Below are 15676 nucleotides of genomic sequence, written 5' to 3'. Positions count from 1 at the left end.
ATCATCGCGCTGTCGATCCGCTTCCGCTGGGGGGTCATGGCGCTCGTCCTTCTGGCCTGCGCGGTCGGCGTCTGGAGTTTCCAGCGCCTGCCGATCGACGCCACGCCGGACATCACCAACGTCCAGATCCAGATCAACACCGAGGCGCCCGGGTATTCGCCCCTTGAGGCCGAACAGCGCATCACCTTCCCAGTCGAGACCGCCGTGGCAGGCGTGCCCGGCCTTCAGTACACCCGCTCGGTTTCTCGCTATGGCCTGTCCCAGGTCACCGTGATTTTCGACGACGGCACAGACATCTTCTTTGCCCGTCAGTTGGTGAACGAGCGTTTGCAGAACGCGCTCAGCCAGCTTCCGCCCGGGATTACGCCGGAGCTTGGCCCAATCGCCACCGGCCTCGGCGAGATCTTCATGTACACGATCGAGGCCAAGCCCGGCGCTCGGCGGCCCGACGGTCAGCCCTACACGACCGAAGATATGCGCACCCTGCAGGACTGGGTGATCCGGCCCCAGCTGCGCAACACCAAGGGCGTGACCGAGGTCAACACGATTGGCGGGTATGAGCGGCAGTACCACGTCACCCCGCGTCCCGAGAGCCTCGCGGCCTATGGGATCACCATGTCCGAGGTGGTCGAAGCCCTTGAGCGCAACAACGCCAACGTGGGGGCCGGTTATGTCGAGCGGTCCGGCGAGCAGTACCTGATCCGCGTCCCCGGCCAGGCTTCCACACGCGAAGATCTGTCCGAGATCGTCATCGCTACCCGGGGCGGCGTCCCGATCCGCGTCGCGGAAGTGGCCGACGTGGGCATGGGCCAGGAACTACGCACCGGCGCGGCGACTGAGAACGGTCACGAGACGGTGCTCGCTACAGTGCTGATGCTAGCGGGCGAGAACAGCCGCGTGGTGGCCCAGGCCGCCGCGGCCAGCCTGAAGGAAGCCGCCAAGGCTCTGCCAGACGGGGTCACCGCATCACCGGTCTATGACCGCACCAATCTTGTCGATCGGGCGATCAAGACGGTCGAGAAGAACCTGCTCGAAGGGGCGCTGCTGGTTATCTTGGTGCTGTTCCTGCTGCTCGGGAACATCCGCGCGGCTCTGATCACGGCGGCGATCATCCCCTTCACCATGCTGCTGACCATCACCGGCATGGTGAGGTTCGGCGTGTCCGGCAACTTGATGAGCCTGGGCGCGCTGGACTTCGGCCTGATCGTTGATGGCGCCGTGATCATCGTCGAAAACTGCCTTCGCCGGTTCGGCGAGGCCCAGCACCGCTTGGGTCGGCTTCTGACGCGTGACGAACGCTTTTCCCTGGCGGCCTCGGCCTCAAGCGAGGTGATCCGCCCCTCGCTGTTCGGGGTGATGATCATCACACTCGTCTATGTCCCGATCTTCGCCCTCACCGGCGTCGAGGGGAAGATGTTCCATCCGATGGCGATCACCGTGGTGATCGCGCTCACCGCCGCGCTGGTCCTGTCGCTAACCTTCGTGCCGGCCGCGGTTGCCATGTTCGTCACCGGCAAGATCCAGGAGCAAGAGAGCTTCCTGATGCGCTGGGCGCGGATCGGCTACCAGCCGGCCCTCGACTTCGCCATGCGAGCCCGAACCCTGATGGTGGTTGTCGCCGTCGCCCTTGTGGCGATCGCCGGCTTCGGCGCCTCGCGCATGGGCTCGGAATTCGTCCCGAACCTCGACGAAGGCGATATCGCCATGCACGCCCTGCGCATACCGGGCACCAGCCTCAGCCAGGCGATCTCCATGCAGACGGCGCTGGAGGCCCGCCTCTCCAAGTTCCCGGAGGTCGAGCGGGTGGTGGCGAAGATCGGCACCGCCGAGGTGGCCACCGACCCGGTGCCGCCGTCGGTCGCTGACACCTTCATCATGCTCAAAGACCGCAAGGACTGGCCTGATCCGCGCAAACCGCGGGGCAAGCTCGTCGAGGAGATGGAAGCTGCGGTCAGCGAAGTCCCTGGGAGCAAGTACGAATTCACTCAGCCGATCCAGATGCGGTTCAACGAGCTTTTGTCCGGGGTCCGCGCGGACGTCGCGATCAAGATCTTCGGCGACGATCTGGATGAACTCCTGAAGCTTGGGGCCGAGATCGAGGGGATTGTGGGCGGCGTCGAAGGCGCCGCCGATCCGCAAACCGAGCAAATCACCGGCCTCCCGGTCCTGCAAATCACCCCCAACCGTCCGGCCCTGGCCCGGCTCGGCTTAAGTATCGACGACGTCCAGCAGGTTATCGCCACCTCGATGGGCGGGACCACGGCGGGACAGATCTTCGAGGGGGACCGCCGCTTTGACGTTGTGGTGCGTTTGCCCGAAGCCATCCGCTCGAACACCGACGCCATCGGGCGGCTGCAGGTGCCCTTGCCGGCGGGCGAAGGCCAACCCCGACAATTTGTGCCGCTCAGCGAGGTCGCCACGATCGAGCTGACCAAGGGTCCCAACCAGATCAGCCGCGAAAACGGAAAGCGCCGCATCGTGGTGACCGCTAACGTCCGAGATCGGGACCTCGGCTCATTCATCGGCGAGGTGCAGCAGAAGGTGGGCGCGCAGGTGAAGGTCCCGGCCGGCTACTGGGTCACCTACGGTGGCACCTTCGAGCAGCTGATCTCGGCGGCCAAACGCCTCCAACTGGTGGTGCCGGCCGTGCTCCTGCTGATCTTCGGTCTGCTGTTCGCCCTGTTCCGTTCTTGGAAGGACAGCGCTGTGGTGTTCTCCGGCGTGCCCCTCGCGCTCACCGGGGGCGTGGCGGCGTTGATGATGCGCGGCCTACCGCTCTCGATCTCGGCCGGGGTGGGCTTCATCGCGCTTTCGGGCGTGGCCGTCCTTAACGGCGTGGTCATGGTGACCTTCATCCGCAGTCTGATTGCGGAGGGAGCCCCCCTCGACAAGGCCATCCGCGAAGGCGCTCTGACCCGCCTTCGTCCCGTCTTGATGACCGCTCTAGTGGCCAGCCTCGGCTTTATCCCGATGGCCCTCAACGTGGGGGCGGGCGCCGAGGTTCAGCGGCCTCTGGCCACAGTCGTGATTGGCGGGATCATCTCCTCGACGATCCTGACCCTTCTCGTCCTGCCGGCCCTCTACAGCCTGGTTCACACCCACCTTGGCCGTAAGGGCGCAGCCGCCGAGGTCTTGGCATGACTCCGGAAGCTTGTGTCAACGAGCCGGCTACCTTGCGTGTCCCGACCAAGGCCAGGTTTTACCTGGCCTTGGTCGGGGGCGGTCGCGCTCCCCCTCGAAACCGCACTGGGCTGAGCATCCCGGTTCGCAATAGGCATCTCCTGGCGTTTTCTCGCCGTCATCCAGCGGGTGGCCAGATGATCTCCGTGTTCCAAGGATCTCCAATGCTGCCTGCCTTCGCTACTTGGTCCAGGCGCTTGTGGCTCGGCATCGGCCTGCTGCTACTCACCGGCCTGGTGTCGCAGGCCTTGGCCCACGGCGTCGCCGAGGGCGACAAGGGCTACATCCAGGAGAGTTCCGGCGTCCTGTTCATGCCGTTCGTGTACCTTGGCGCCAAACACATGATCACCGGCTACGATCACCTGCTGTTTCTCTTCGGAGTGATCTTCTTTCTCTACCGGCTGAAGGACGTCAGCCTCTATGTGACCATGTTCGCCATCGGTCACTCCATCACCCTGCTTCTGGGTGTGATGTTGGGCGTAAGTGTCAGCGCCTACCTTATCGACGCGATCATCGGCCTCTCGGTTGTCTATAAGGCGCTCGACAACCTCGGCGCCTTCCAGCGCTGGTTCGGGGTGCAGCCCAACACAATGGCCGCCACCCTGATCTTCGGCCTGTTCCACGGATTTGGCTTGGCCACCAAGCTGCAGGATTTCCAGCTCTCCCCCGACGGCCTTTTCGTCAACCTTGTCGCCTTCAACATCGGTGTTGAACTCGGCCAAATCCTGGCGCTCAGCGCCATCCTGATCGCTATGGGGTTCTGGCGGCGGACCTCCGGGTTCTGGACCCATGCCTACACCGCCAACGTGATTCTCATGACCGCCGGCTTCGTCCTCACCGGCTACCAACTTGTCGGCTACTTCGTCGCCTGACCGGAGACCAGACCCATGCACAACACTCAAAAACCCGACCTTGCCGACCTGCCGACCGCCAGCAGACTGTTGCGCTCGACCGCCATCGCCGTGGGGGTCGCCGCAGCCCTGCTGGTCGCAGTGGTGCTTCCCGCCGAGTACGCTGTGGATCCCACCGGAATTGGCCGCCTCCTTGGCCTGACCGACATGGGGACCGTGAAGATGGCCATCGCGCGAGAGGCTGAACAGGAGGCCTCAGCCGCAACGGCGTCTGCACCAGCGATCACGGCCCAAGCGCCGCGCCCGCCCGCCGCCGCCGCCGCCGCCGTCCCTGCGCCGGTCCAAGCTAGCGCGCCAGCCACGGGGGCGCCCGCCGCAAAGGCCGAAGAGATGACCCTGACCCTCGCCCCCGGGCAAGGCGTGGAGATCAAGGCCAAGATGCGCAAGGGCGCTTCTGTGACCTACGTCTGGGTCACCGATGGCCCGAAGCTGAACTTCGATACGCACGGCGACGGGGCCGGCATCTCGTACCATGGCTACGGGAAAGGTTCGGAAAGCCGCTCAGAAGGGGTGCTCACGGCCGCCTTCGACGGTTCGCATGGCTGGTTCTGGCGAAACCGCGCCGGCAAGGCGGTCACCGTCACTCTGAAAGTGACCGGGGACTTCGACGGTCTGAAACGGCTGGTGTGAGCGCTTTCGTCGCGGACCGCGCCCGGGCGCTCGCGGCACGCCTGCAAGCCGCTCTTGGCTTTCGCCGGGATCATTTACGGCCACAACAGCGGCGCGGCGCCTCTGCCGTCCACGTTTCCAGGGCAGGAGAAATGACGACGAAGGCTCACGGAATAACCGGGTGGCATAGGTTGAAGGGAATGTTCCCGTGTATGAACTCGTGAGCGAGATCAACGTGAAGGCGCCGGTCGCTACAGTCAGGGCGATTTTGACGGACTTCGGATCCTACCCGAAGTGGACTGGTGCGGCTCGCGTAGCTGAGGAAGCGAGCGATCGGACAAAGATCACCTATGTCATCCGACTGAGGTTCAAAGACGGCCCGGAGAAATCCTGGCCCTTCTCCGGCCAGCTTACCATCAATCCACCAGGCCTGCTTGGCTGGCGGCTCGGCCTGCCCGGGCTGCTTGGCATCGAGATGCGGTACGCCTTTGCGTGGACGAATGGAGCGACCCACGTGCACCACCTCGTTCGGTTCAGTGGGGTCTTAGCGGGGCTGGGTAAGAACCGCTTCAAACGCATATTTCAGCCGGTGATGGACCGAACGCTGAATGACTTGGCCGTGCGCGCCAGGCACCCCTTGAGGATCTCGTCTCATCGCCGATCCAGAAAGAAGTAGCGCAGGGCACACTTCAATCGTTGGCCCGACGCCGCCTCGCCCGCCAGGGCGCCGACATCAACCCAGGAGTCTCGTTATGGCCGGATAAGAAACGGGGGTCATGTCACCCGCCTTGTCACGGCGCGAGCCGCGGGCGAGACCGCGGTCCTGCTGTTCCCGGACGCGTCGCTGCAGCAGATTGGCCGGGACATCCCGCAGGTCTGGTTTGCCGTGGCGGAATTGCTCTCGGAGCAGCTGGCCGCGACCCTGCGCCGGATGGGCGAGGCAGTCGGGCTCCCGCCCCGCGCCCGTCTGAGAACTCGGCCGGCCACTCTGGCTCACCAGGATGCGGCCACCGGGGTCTGGGAAGTCCGGGCCACGCAGACCGACCTTGCTGAAATGGCCGGACTCTCCCGCAAATCGGCAGGCGCACATCTGCTGGCGCTGCAGCGGGCCGGAATGATCGAGCTTGGATACCGAAACATCCGGGTCTCGCCGCATTGCCTTGCGTCCTGAGGCCCGACAGGGCGCATCGCCCTTGATCAAGCGCGCGTTCTGACCTCCGAGGCGACTACCGCGCCGCGGCGACCGGTCGTGGCGACCACGCCAGGGCGAAGAAGGCGAGCACCAGCGGAACCAGGGAGACCCAAAGCACGGTCGTCCAGCCGAACGCGGTCAGCAGGCCACCGGAAGAAAAGGAGCCCGCCGCCACCGCGCCGAAGACGACCATGTCGTAGCGAGACTGGACCCTTGGGCCCTCCTCGGGCCGATGGCAGTCCAGAACCATCGCCGAGGCGCCCACGAAGCCGAGGTTCCACCCGAGCCCCAGGAGAATAAGGGACAGCCAGAAGTGGGCGACGTCGACACCGGCCAGCCCGACTGCGACGGCGACGCCGAGCAACGCCAGGCCCGTCGCCACTACCGCCGGCGCGCCGAAACGAGAGATGAGCCGGCCGGTGAAGAAGCTGGGCGCGTACATGGCGATGACATGCCACTGGATGCCGAGGTTCGAGGCCTCGGGCGGCAAGCCACAGATCCGCATCGCCAGCGGCGCCCCGGTCATGAGGAAGTTCATGACGACGTAGGACACCGCTCCGCAGACGAGGGCGACGATGAAGCGAGGGTTGCGGACGATCTCGCGCAGAGGCCGCCCGTCGGACGTCGAGCCCGCTGCCGGCCGCGGCAGACGCACGCCCATGAGCACAAACGCCGACACCAGGGCGACCGCCGCCTGAGCGAGGAACGTCAGGGCGTAAGGATGACCCGGCCAGCCGTCCATTGTGCCGTTGACGAGCTGAGGGCCGACGACGCCGGCCACCACGCCGCCGGCCATCACGGTGGAGAGGGCCCGCGCGCGCCGCGGCGCCGGCACCCCCTCCGCGGCGGCGAAGCGGAATGACAGGACCACGGCCGCGTAGGCGCCGCCCAGGAAAGTCGCGGCGCAGAAGAGCCAGAACGAGCTGAGAAGCACCGCCAGGGCCGACAGGAGACCCACAAGGACCCCACAGCCGGCGCCGGCGAGGAAGGCCGCCCGGCGGCCATGGCGGCGCGCGATGACACCGGCGGGCCAGGTGCAGGCCGTCATGCCGACGACGAAGATCGAGATCGGCAGCGTCGCCAGCGCGTGGTTGGGCGCGAGATCGGCGCCGACGATCGCACCCGTGGCGAAGACCACGACGGAGTTGGCGCCCGCAAGCGCCTGCGCCGTCGCCAGCCTCGCGACGTTGCCGAGCGCCTGCGATCGCGACAGCTCAGCGGGCTCGATCCTGGCGCCTTCGACCTGGCTCACTCAGGCGACAGCGCGGCTTAGGTCGGCGCGCCACCGCGTGTCCCGCGGCGACGGCCTGCGATGGAGGCGGCGATCGAGGAGATCGCGCGCCTTCGCCGTCTCGCCGCTGCGCATCAGGGCCACCAGCAGCGTATCCTCAACGATCTCGCGCTGCGCGCCGCTGCCGCCGATGCGCACCACCTCCGGCACCAGGGGCTCGAGGATTGCGACGCATCGCGGGTAGTCGGCCTCTGCAAACGCCAGCGCCGCGCGGCAGATGGCGGGCACGACCTGCCCGGCCCCGAGCCTGCCGGCTTCGACCATCGCAGTGAGCGCGGCGGCGCGGCGATCGACGGCCACCCTGTCCCCCATCGCCGCCTCGATCAGCGCCATGTGGACATCGATAAAGGCATGTCCCGGCTTCGGGAACGCCTTCGCGGCGTAGTCGGCGATCCAGCTCCAGTTCTCGCGTGAAGGCTCATGGCCATAGGCCTCTGCCCGCCACAGCAGCGAGGCGGCGTCACTGACGACATTGATCGGCAGGCTGGCCGAGACCGACGGATGAACGTGGAGGGCGTAGAGCGCCATCGCGTTCTCAAGGTCGCTGCGCTCAAGGGCGATCAGAGCGGCGTGCCAGGCGAGATGTCCGTGCAGGATGCCGGTGCGATCGTACCCCGGCAGCCAACCGCGGATGAGGGCTTCGCCCTCGTCGCCCGCGCCCGCCTCGAAAAGGGCGTGCGCCCAGCCGTGCACCGTGTGCGCATTGGCGCTGTGCAGTTCGAAGGCCGTTTGCAGCATCGCGCGCCCTAAGGGAACGTCGCCGTTTTCGACCTCCGCCCAGCCCCGGGACGTGAGGAACCACCAATCGTCGGCCCCATAGTGGGTTGCATGCCGGTTGCAGAGGTCCACCCGCGCCTGGTCATGGTTCGCCATGCCGGAGAACGCGAACAGACCGAACGCGCCCAGGGGAAGCGAGAGGATCAAGGCGTCCTGTGGCCAGCTGTCCACATGCGCCAGGGTCCCTTCCAGCGCCGCCCCGGGCTCGCCATTGAGCAGCAGCGCGAGGACGTCGACGTGGCTGCGCTCCCGCTCCGTCCCGCGCGTCGCGACGAGTTGAGCGGCGTGGGCGATCCGCGTCCGGGCTTCTCGGGGTCGCGCAGACATCGCGTCCAGGCGAGCGCGGGCGGCGTGGGCCAGGGCGAAGTCGGGATCAGCTGCAATAGCCTGGTCCAGTGCGGCGTCAGCGCTGGGCCAACCTGCGAACATCAGATCCACGCCTTCGCGATAGCGGTCCGCCGCAAGGTCGGAGGTCGTTGAGATCGGCAGGCCGCGCCGGTCGGTGAGGGACATGGGTCTATCGCTGCTCTCTGTCGGGGCTTGCAGTATGGACCCTTACCGGGTGTCGGTATTTCGACCCGAAGCCAACCCATATAGACTACCGGACAATTGAAGAGGAAAACTGCATGCAGTGGGTCGCCATCGCGCCGCCGCCGGGGGAGAAGTCCCCCGCGCCGATGACCGTGCGTGCGCAGTCCATTCCGGCCCGCCACGAGTTTCCGGAGCACTCTCACGCCTGGAACCAGGTCGTCTACGCCGTCTCCGGCGCGCTGGCTGTCGCGGTCGACGGCCACTCCTTCGTGATCTCGCCCGATCAGGCGGTCTGGCTGCCGACCGGACTCCGCCACCGGGTCGGATCGCTGCTCGGGGCCGAATTCCGGAGCCTCTGGATCGCCCACGAGTTCGGCGAGGGCCTTCCATCAATGGCCACGCTGTTCGCCGTCTCGCCGCTCCTCCAGGCACTCATCGTGGAAGCAGCTGAGATCGCCGCCGCGCCGGACGACGACGGCTACGCGACGCGGGTGACCCAGCTCATTCTGGACCAGCTGCAGCGGGCGCCGGCGCTGCCGAGCGCACTGCCTTGGCCGCGCTCGCCCGCGCTGACCTCCCTGTGCGAAGCACTCTACGCTGACCCGGCCGATCCTCGCGGACCCGAGGCGTGGGGCAAGGCCCTCGGCATGTCTGGCCGGACCCTGGCGCGCCGGTTCGAAGCGGAGCTTGGAACGAGTCTGCGCTCCTGGCGGCGTCGTCTGCGCCTCTTCCGCGCGATCGAGATGCTGGGCGGGGGGCGCGGCATCACCGAGACGGCGGTGAGCCTGGGCTACAGCTCGACGTCGGCCTTCATCTTCGCCTTCCGCTCGGAGATGGGCAGCAGCCCCGGCGCCTACACCCAACGCCAGGGCCGGTCCAGCTAGACGCAGCCTGCTGGTCGAGGCGCGCGCAATCCCAGGCCTTGCGGGCCGAAGGTCAATGGCCAACCGGTGGGGCCGGTCGGTTCCCGTCCTCGCAGCGTCGTCTCGCCGCTGCGGTTATAGAAGGTCCGCACGCCGACGAAGGCGGTCTTGGTGCCGAAGTTGAAGGGTCCGGAGACCTCCGTCCGCGTCACGCCCATGTTGAGAGCAAATGGCGCCTTGCGGACCGGCGGCCACCCCACCGAGCCTGTCAGGCCCTTATCGCGGAAGCCGGCATCGTACCAGGTGCGCTCGACCGCCGTGAAAAGCGCGAGGTCGGGCGTGAGATAGATGTTGGTGGCCCCTGCCAGGTACTCGCCGTCATTCACGCCGGCAAACCCGCCGGCCTTGGCGGCTAGCGTCAGCCGCTGGGAGGGAAACCAGACCCCGTAGGCATGCAAGTGCGTGGTGCGCACGTCCCGTCCAGGCAGATTCGTCTCCATGCACCCCACGCTTGCGGCGAGCCGCCCCCACGGCTCCGCCCACAGCAGAACGCCCCTCACGACAGTCTGCTGGCTGGAAGTCCCTCCGCCGGACGACTCGCCGTAGCTCGCCTGCGCTTCGAAAGTTCACGTGCGGCTCAAGGAGCTTCACGCCGACGGTCCCGCCGAGCGTTGCAAACTGCCGGGTCGCGCCGCGCTCGACCAGGCCCGCCGGGACCTGTTCCAATACATCGAAGGCTTCTACAATCCCCGCCGACTGCACTCAGCCCTGGGCTACATCAGCCCAGCCGACGCCAAGCGAAGAGGCCGATGAGCTGCAGCTTGCCGCGGCGGCCGCGACCAGGACGCAGGCCTTGGCGCTCAGCGCCTACCGTGATGGGGCCTCTGACTACCTGGAAGTGGTGACAGCGCAGACCGCCGCTCTGGAAGCGCAGCGTGCGGAGCTCGCCACGTCGACGGCCAGACTGCAGGCCTTTGTCGCCTTGGTTCGCGCCCTAGGCGGTGGGATGGGGGAGCGGCGGCAGATCGCCGCTGGCGGCGCCGAATGACCCCTGAAGCGGGCCGCCCGCCGTCGCAGGCCAGCTGTCAGCCGGTCACGTAGCTCATTCCGGACGCCGCGCTACGAGGTCGATGAGGGCGGACATTCCCGCGTGCCCCGATCCCTCTGAAAGGAGGGCGTCATAGGATGTAAGCTCAAGGATCTGCATGTCCGCGAAGGCGTCACGGAGCATCCGCTCTGTGTAGAGGTTCTCCAGGGCGGTAGGCCCGCCGGTGCCGTATGCGAGCTGCTCCGGCCGATAGCCTTCCAGCAGGAGCAGCCCACCAGGCCGCAGCGCTCGCTGCATGCCCTCGAACATCCGACTGCGCAGGTCCGGGCCGGCGAATTGGATGAAGATCCCTGCGACGACGTCGAACGCGTGGTCTGGCCAAGTCCAGGTGGTCAGGTCGGCGAGTTCACAGGTGATCTCGACGCCGCGGCGCTCGGCGAGCCGTCGCGCCTTGTCCTGGGCGGTCGGCGACCCGTCGATCGAGACGACGTCAAGACCTTGTTCCGCCAGCCATACGCCGTTCCGACCCTCTCCGTCCGCGACCGCCAGAGCCCGGACGCGGGACTGCAGCCGATGCCTCTGGCGCGCGAGAAACGCGTTCGCCTGCTCTCCGAAAAGGTAGCCCTGCTGCGCGTATCGTTCGTCCCAACGACGCAACCCCGGATCATCCATCATCCAACCTTGTTAGACAGTCCCGCGGAGGCGTGCCACGAGCGCGAAAGCTGAGCCGGCGCTAGTCTTCGCGGACAGATCCAAGCCCGTCTATCGCGGCCCGTAACCTCGCGGCCACCTCGCCTGCCTTTTCCTTCAGTTCGGGGTTGTCGATGGCCTGCATAGACGCAACGGGATCAATGGCGGCGACCTCCGTGCTCTCATCGCTCCGCTGTTGGACCACGACGTTGCACGGCAGCATGGTTCCGACCTTGTCCTCGAGCTGAAGCGCCTCGTAGGCCAGCCTCGGGTTGCAGGCGCCCAGGATGGTGTAGGGGCGGAAGCTTTCGCCGAGCTTGGCTTGCAGCGTCTGGTGAATGTCGAGCTCGGTGACGACGCCGAAACCCTGTTGCGCAAGCGCCTCGCGCGCGGCGGCCAGAGCGGCGTCGAAAGGTAGGTTCAATATTTTGGCGTGGTAGTAGCTCATAGGGAGGCTCCCGGCGCAGCGACGTTCGGCTGTGCGCTCAGAACCGCACCTCGAGTCATAGGTTTCCGGAACCGGAGCACCATTCGCTCGTATCCGCCTTCCGCCTGGCCAGCGCGCGGGTGAATGAGCGGCGCCGCGTCCAGCACGAATCCAGCCTCGCCAGCCAGGGCGACGACGAAGGCCTGCTGCACCCTGCCGTCGCGGGCGATCGGATCCTGCGCGCCGCTGGAAGGGGCGCGATCCTGGATCACCCCAAGCCGGCCGCCCGGCCTCAGAGCCTCATAGGCCTCAGCGAACGCCGCCTCGGCCAAGCCGGCCGCCATCCAGTAGTGCAGGCGCTCGGGAAACAGCACCAGATCGGCGGACTCTGGTCCGAGCCCAAGCCGGCCGCCACCGTCTCCGAAGTCGCCCTCGCGGACGCGGCCATAGAGGTCGGGTCGCGCGGCGACGTCGCTCCGAAAGCGCGCGACGAGTTCTTTTCCTTCCGGCCCGGTCGTGACCACGGAGGGATGCGCTGCGTAGTACCGACCGCCTGTGCGGGCCAGGTAGGGGGCCAGGATCTGCGTGCACCAGCCGGCGCCCGGCCACACTTCGACCACCGTCTCACCAGGGCCAAGCCCGAGGAACCGCAGGGTCTGCTCCGGACGCCGCCGGGCGTCCTCGGCCCGCTCGGCCTCCGAGCGCCAGGAGCCGGCGACCACGGCCGCCAAGCTCGCTTCGCCCGCGGAATTCGCCTTAGCGCGCTCCTCCGGTTCGGGACGCGCTCCGATACTGCAGCCCCCCAGCCAAGCGGCCACCATCATGGAGGCCGCGGCGGCGACGCGGCTCACCGGCTTGGCGCCTGGCTTTCGTTTCGTTCCTGGGCGACGAGCCGCTGCAGCATGGCGCTGGGCAGTCCGCCGGGCACGAGGGTGGAGCCGATGACGAGCGCTGGCGTGCCTCTGAGCCCAAGCAGCTGCGCCTCCTCCTCGCTGCGCGCCAGTAGGGCGTCGATCTCCGCCTTGTGCGCGGTAAGGTCACGGTCGAGACGCGCGAGGTCGACGCCCGCTGTCGCCAGCCGGCGCCGGACGGAGTCCTGGCTATCCAAGCGAGACGTGGACGTGATCAGGGCGTCGTGGGCCGCCAGGTCCTTGCCCTGCCAGGTGGCGGCCAGCACAGTTCGGGCCGCGTAGGTCGAGACGGGCCCGAAGACCGGCCACTGCTTGTAGAGCACCCGCGCCTTCGGGTCGGTCTTCAGCAGCCCTTGCAACTCAGCGTGCATCTTGCGGCAGTAGGGGCAGTTGTAGTCGAGGTACTCGACCACGGTGACGTCGCCTTGGGCCGCGCCGGCGAGGGCGGTTCCCGGCGCGGCGACGACGGCCTTGGCGACGGCCGGGGTGACGGCCTGAACCTGGGCGGCCGCGGGCTGCGCCGTGGCGAGAGACAGCGCCACCATGGCGCTGGCGACGAGAGATCGATTCATCAGGGACTCCATTTCGGTGCAGATCAGCGCAGCCGGGCGAGGTTGGCGTTCAGCTGTTCGGGGGAGATTTCGCCCATGTGGGAGGCCGCCAGCCGGCCGTCGGGGCGCACGAAGAGCGTGATCGGAATGCCGAGCGTCCCGTAGTGGCGCGGAATGGCCTGGCTTGCGTCCAAGGCGACGTTCGGCAGCTCGAGGTCCTGCCGGGCGAGATAGGTCCGGATCGTCGCGGCGTCTTCCGCCTGGTTAGCGAAGACGAAGCGGACCGTTGGATTGGCTTGAGCGGCCTTGGCCAGCAAGGGCATCTCCCGCCGGCATGGGGGGCACCAGGTGGCCCAGACGTTGATCACGGTGGGGTGCCCCCCCGTCTCGGCGAGCGCAAGCGGCGGGCCCGCCAGGGTCGCCAGAGTCAAGGCCGGCAGCGGCGTCTGGGGCTGCGAGCTCGCAGTCAGTTGGTGAATCGTGTTCCACGCCAGCAGGCCGGCGGCCAGGGTGGCGACGCCCCAGGCTGCAAGCCGCGGACGGGGCAGGACGAGAATGGTGACGATCGCCACTGGCAGCGCTGCCCAGGGTAGTGAGAAGCCACCCTGCCACACGGCCAGCGCCCGCCAGGGCTCGGCCGCGAAGGCGCTAGCGTTTTCCAGCACGTGGCCGAGTCGAGCACCGATCAAGCCGGCGGCCAGCGCCAGATAACTCCACCGGCTGAACCGGGGATCGACGCGCCGGGCCAGGATCTCCCCGCCCACCAGCACGATGACCACGCCGAGGAGCACAGCGAGGCGCTCTGCGGAAAACAGGAATGGGCCTAAGGCAAAGCCGTTCATGAGCGGGTCTCCTGCACGGCGGCGAGGCTTCCAAGGAAGTCGCGGGCGCTGAGCTCACCCACTTGCCGCGCGCCGCCGGCTTCAGCGGCGCGGCGGTCGAGGAACACCATGGTCGGGGGACCCGCGGCGGCGAAGCGGCGCAGCATGGCCTGGGCGGCTGCATCATTGGCGGTGACATCGGCCTTGATCAGCCGGACGCCGGCGAGTTCGGCGCGGACGCCCGGGTCGTCGAACACGCGACGCTCGATGACGTCGCAGCTCAGGCACCAGTCCGCCGTGAAATAGACCAGCGAGGGCTGTCCCGCCGAGACCGCCTCCGCCACCTCGCGTTCCAACGCGGGGAGACCGCGCGCCGTGACGAACGCGACCGCGTCGCTCGACTCCGACGGCGCTGCGGGCGAAGCGGCCAACGCCTCCAGCGGCTTCAATGGGCTCTCCGCACCGGACGCCGCGCCGATCAGCAGCAGGCTTCCCCACAGCCCGACTACCAGGGCGGCCGCCTTCGCCGCGCGGGCGACAACACCCGCGCCCTCGGCCTGGCGTTCGAAGACGCCGAGCGCCACAGCCAAGCCGATCAGCAGGACGCCGCCCATGGCCAGGGTGACGGAGGGTGGCAGCACGCGGGAGGCGAGCCAGAGCGCCGTGGCCAAGAACATGACCCCGAAAAGCTGCTTCACACGCTCCATCCAGGGACCAGCCCGGGGCAGCGCGCGCGGCCCGAGCACGCCCATCGCGATCAAGGGGATGCCCTTGCCGAGGCCCAGGGCGAACAGCGCGCCCGCGCCGAGCGCTAGGTCGCCGGTCTGGGCGATGTAGATCAGGGCGCCGGCCAGCGGCGCGGTCACGCAGGGGCCAACGATCAGCGCGGAGGTGAAACCGAGGGCCGCCGACGAGGCGAGAGACGGCCTGGCCTGGCCTGGTTGGTTGCGCGATAGCCTGGCGACCCACGACTGCGGCAACTGCAGCTCGAAGGCGCCGAACATCGACAGGGCGAAGATCACAAATGCGCCGCTCAGCAGGCCGATCGCGTAGGGCGATTGGAGGACCATCTGCAGGTTCGCACCCGACCAAGCCGCCACGAGGCCGAGTAGCGCGAAAGCCGACGCCATGGCGAGAACATAAGCCAGCGACAGGCTGAGGCCACGCCGCGGCGAAAGCTGCTCGCCATCCCGCGCCAGGATGCCGGCGAGGATCGGATACATGGGAAAGACGCAGGGGGTGAAAGCCAGCAGCAGTCCGAAGCCGGCGAAGGCCAGCAGGACCAAGGCCGTCCCGCCGCGCGCCGCCAGACGAGAGACCAGCCCGGTATCCGCGGTGACCTCGATCTGCGGGACAGCGACGGCGGCAGCCGGAGCGGCAGATGCCTCAGGTTGCGCCGAAGCCGGCGCCGCCACGGGCGCATCGAACGGCCAGGGCGAGGAGCCGGTTCGGATATCCGCAGCGGGTTGCACGCTGACGGTCTTGGTGACGGGAGGATAGCAGATCGAGTCCTCCTCGCACCCCTGGTAGGTTACCGTGAGTTCTCGCGGTGAGCCGGCGGCGCGCAGAACGTCGGCCATGACGGTCGCCTGGCCCTGACCACGCCAGATCTCCACGGTCCCGAAACCGGGATCCTCCTTGATCTCACCTTTCGAGCGGCTCACCGCCAGGACGCGCGGCGGCGCGCCAGACGTCACCGCGACATGGTCGCGGTAGAGGTAGGCGCCTTTCCCAATGGTCCAGTCCAGGCGCACGCTTCCGTCTGCCAGTGTCTGGGTCTTGAGCTGGAAGCGGTCGTCAAGCGACGGCGCGGCCCACGCGGCGGGCGCCAGGAATGTCGACAAAAGGGCAAGAAGGAGGAGCAGACGCTGCAA

The 15676-nt window shown here is 67.7% G+C and carries 17 protein-coding genes; 8 read left to right on the top strand and 9 right to left on the bottom strand.

From position 1 onward, the window contains the following. The 5 genes from Q7S93_RS13470 to Q7S93_RS19080 form a co-directional block, all read left to right on the top strand. On the top strand, positions 1-3141 hold a 3141-nt coding region (locus Q7S93_RS13470), incomplete at its 5' end, for an efflux RND transporter permease subunit (protein WP_304714407.1). Positions 3142-3344: 203 nt separating this feature from the next. Continuing rightward, complete coding sequence (locus Q7S93_RS13465; protein WP_304714406.1) at positions 3345-4052, top strand: HupE/UreJ family protein; 708 nt, start codon at positions 3345-3347, stop codon at positions 4050-4052. A 15-nt stretch (positions 4053-4067) separates the two neighbouring features. After that, positions 4068-4721 (top strand): transmembrane anchor protein, encoded by a 654-nt coding sequence (locus Q7S93_RS13460; RefSeq protein WP_304714405.1) that lies wholly within the window; start codon positions 4068-4070, stop codon positions 4719-4721. A gap of 187 nt (positions 4722-4908) precedes the next feature. Next, entirely contained in the window at positions 4909-5376 is a 468-nt protein-coding gene (locus Q7S93_RS13455; RefSeq protein WP_304714404.1) for an SRPBCC family protein, read from the top strand. Between the two features lie 255 nt (positions 5377-5631). Then, complete coding sequence (locus Q7S93_RS19080; RefSeq protein ID WP_370652162.1) at positions 5632-5871, top strand: helix-turn-helix domain-containing protein; 240 nt, start codon at positions 5632-5634, stop codon at positions 5869-5871. Between the two features lie 55 nt (positions 5872-5926). On the opposite strand, the gene Q7S93_RS13445 is transcribed toward Q7S93_RS19080, so the two are convergent. Then, positions 5927-7144, bottom strand: coding sequence for an MFS transporter (locus tag Q7S93_RS13445; RefSeq protein WP_304714402.1), 1218 nt, complete (start codon positions 7142-7144; stop codon positions 5927-5929). Continuing rightward, complete coding sequence (locus Q7S93_RS13440) at positions 7145-8473, bottom strand: tetratricopeptide repeat protein (RefSeq protein ID WP_304714401.1); 1329 nt, start codon at positions 8471-8473, stop codon at positions 7145-7147. It abuts the gene before it with no gap. A gap of 113 nt (positions 8474-8586) precedes the next feature. Between Q7S93_RS13440 and Q7S93_RS13435 the strand changes: the two genes are divergently transcribed. Next, on the top strand, positions 8587-9375 hold the full coding sequence (locus Q7S93_RS13435) for an AraC family transcriptional regulator (RefSeq protein WP_304714400.1): 789 nt from the start codon (positions 8587-8589) through the stop codon (positions 9373-9375). Here the strand turns inward: Q7S93_RS13435 and Q7S93_RS13430 are convergent. Beyond that, positions 9372-9854, bottom strand: coding sequence for a hypothetical protein (locus Q7S93_RS13430; protein WP_304714398.1), 483 nt, complete (start codon positions 9852-9854; stop codon positions 9372-9374). The genes Q7S93_RS13435 and Q7S93_RS13430 overlap by 4 nt on opposite strands. Positions 9855-9984: 130 nt before the next feature. On the opposite strand from Q7S93_RS13430, the gene Q7S93_RS13425 reads away from it, so the two are divergent. Continuing rightward, positions 9985-10167, top strand: coding sequence for a hypothetical protein (locus Q7S93_RS13425; RefSeq protein ID WP_304714418.1), 183 nt, complete (start codon positions 9985-9987; stop codon positions 10165-10167). 40 nt (positions 10168-10207) lie between these two features. Continuing rightward, complete coding sequence (locus tag Q7S93_RS13420) at positions 10208-10402, top strand: hypothetical protein (RefSeq protein ID WP_304714397.1); 195 nt, start codon at positions 10208-10210, stop codon at positions 10400-10402. A gap of 54 nt (positions 10403-10456) precedes the next feature. Here Q7S93_RS13420 and Q7S93_RS13415 read toward each other — a convergent pair whose 3' ends face one another. The 6 genes from Q7S93_RS13415 to dsbD are packed head-to-tail and all read right to left on the bottom strand — an operon-like array spanning position 10457 to position 15676. Continuing rightward, the gene (locus tag Q7S93_RS13415; RefSeq protein ID WP_304714396.1) at positions 10457-11077 is read right to left on the bottom strand and encodes a class I SAM-dependent methyltransferase; all 621 of its coding nucleotides are present in this window, start codon (positions 11075-11077) and stop codon (positions 10457-10459) included. A gap of 58 nt (positions 11078-11135) precedes the next feature. Then, positions 11136-11540, bottom strand: a complete 405-nt coding sequence (locus Q7S93_RS13410) for a DUF302 domain-containing protein (protein ID WP_304714394.1) — start codon at positions 11538-11540, stop codon at positions 11136-11138. Continuing rightward, positions 11537-12370 carry a class I SAM-dependent methyltransferase gene (locus Q7S93_RS13405; protein WP_304714392.1) on the bottom strand — a complete coding sequence of 278 codons (834 nt, stop codon included), beginning with the start codon at positions 12368-12370 and terminating at the stop codon, positions 11537-11539. The genes Q7S93_RS13410 and Q7S93_RS13405 overlap by 4 nt, the downstream gene beginning before the upstream one ends. Beyond that, the gene (locus Q7S93_RS13400) at positions 12367-13002 is read right to left on the bottom strand and encodes a DsbA family protein (protein ID WP_304714391.1); all 636 of its coding nucleotides are present in this window, start codon (positions 13000-13002) and stop codon (positions 12367-12369) included. Before Q7S93_RS13400 ends, Q7S93_RS13405 begins: the two co-directional genes overlap by 4 nt. 23 nt (positions 13003-13025) lie before the next feature. After that, positions 13026-13823 (bottom strand): TlpA disulfide reductase family protein, encoded by a 798-nt coding sequence (locus Q7S93_RS13395; protein ID WP_304714390.1) that lies wholly within the window; start codon positions 13821-13823, stop codon positions 13026-13028. Next, positions 13820-15676: a protein-disulfide reductase DsbD gene (gene dsbD / locus Q7S93_RS13390; protein WP_304714389.1), complete on the bottom strand. Its 1857-nt coding sequence runs from the start codon at positions 15674-15676 to the stop codon at positions 13820-13822. The genes Q7S93_RS13395 and dsbD overlap by 4 nt, the downstream gene beginning before the upstream one ends.

This window comes from Phenylobacterium sp. (assembly GCF_030646615.1).
In the GTDB taxonomy this organism is placed as follows: domain Bacteria; phylum Pseudomonadota; class Alphaproteobacteria; order Caulobacterales; family Caulobacteraceae; genus Phenylobacterium.
This window is presented reverse-complemented; position numbering and strand designations above follow the sequence as displayed.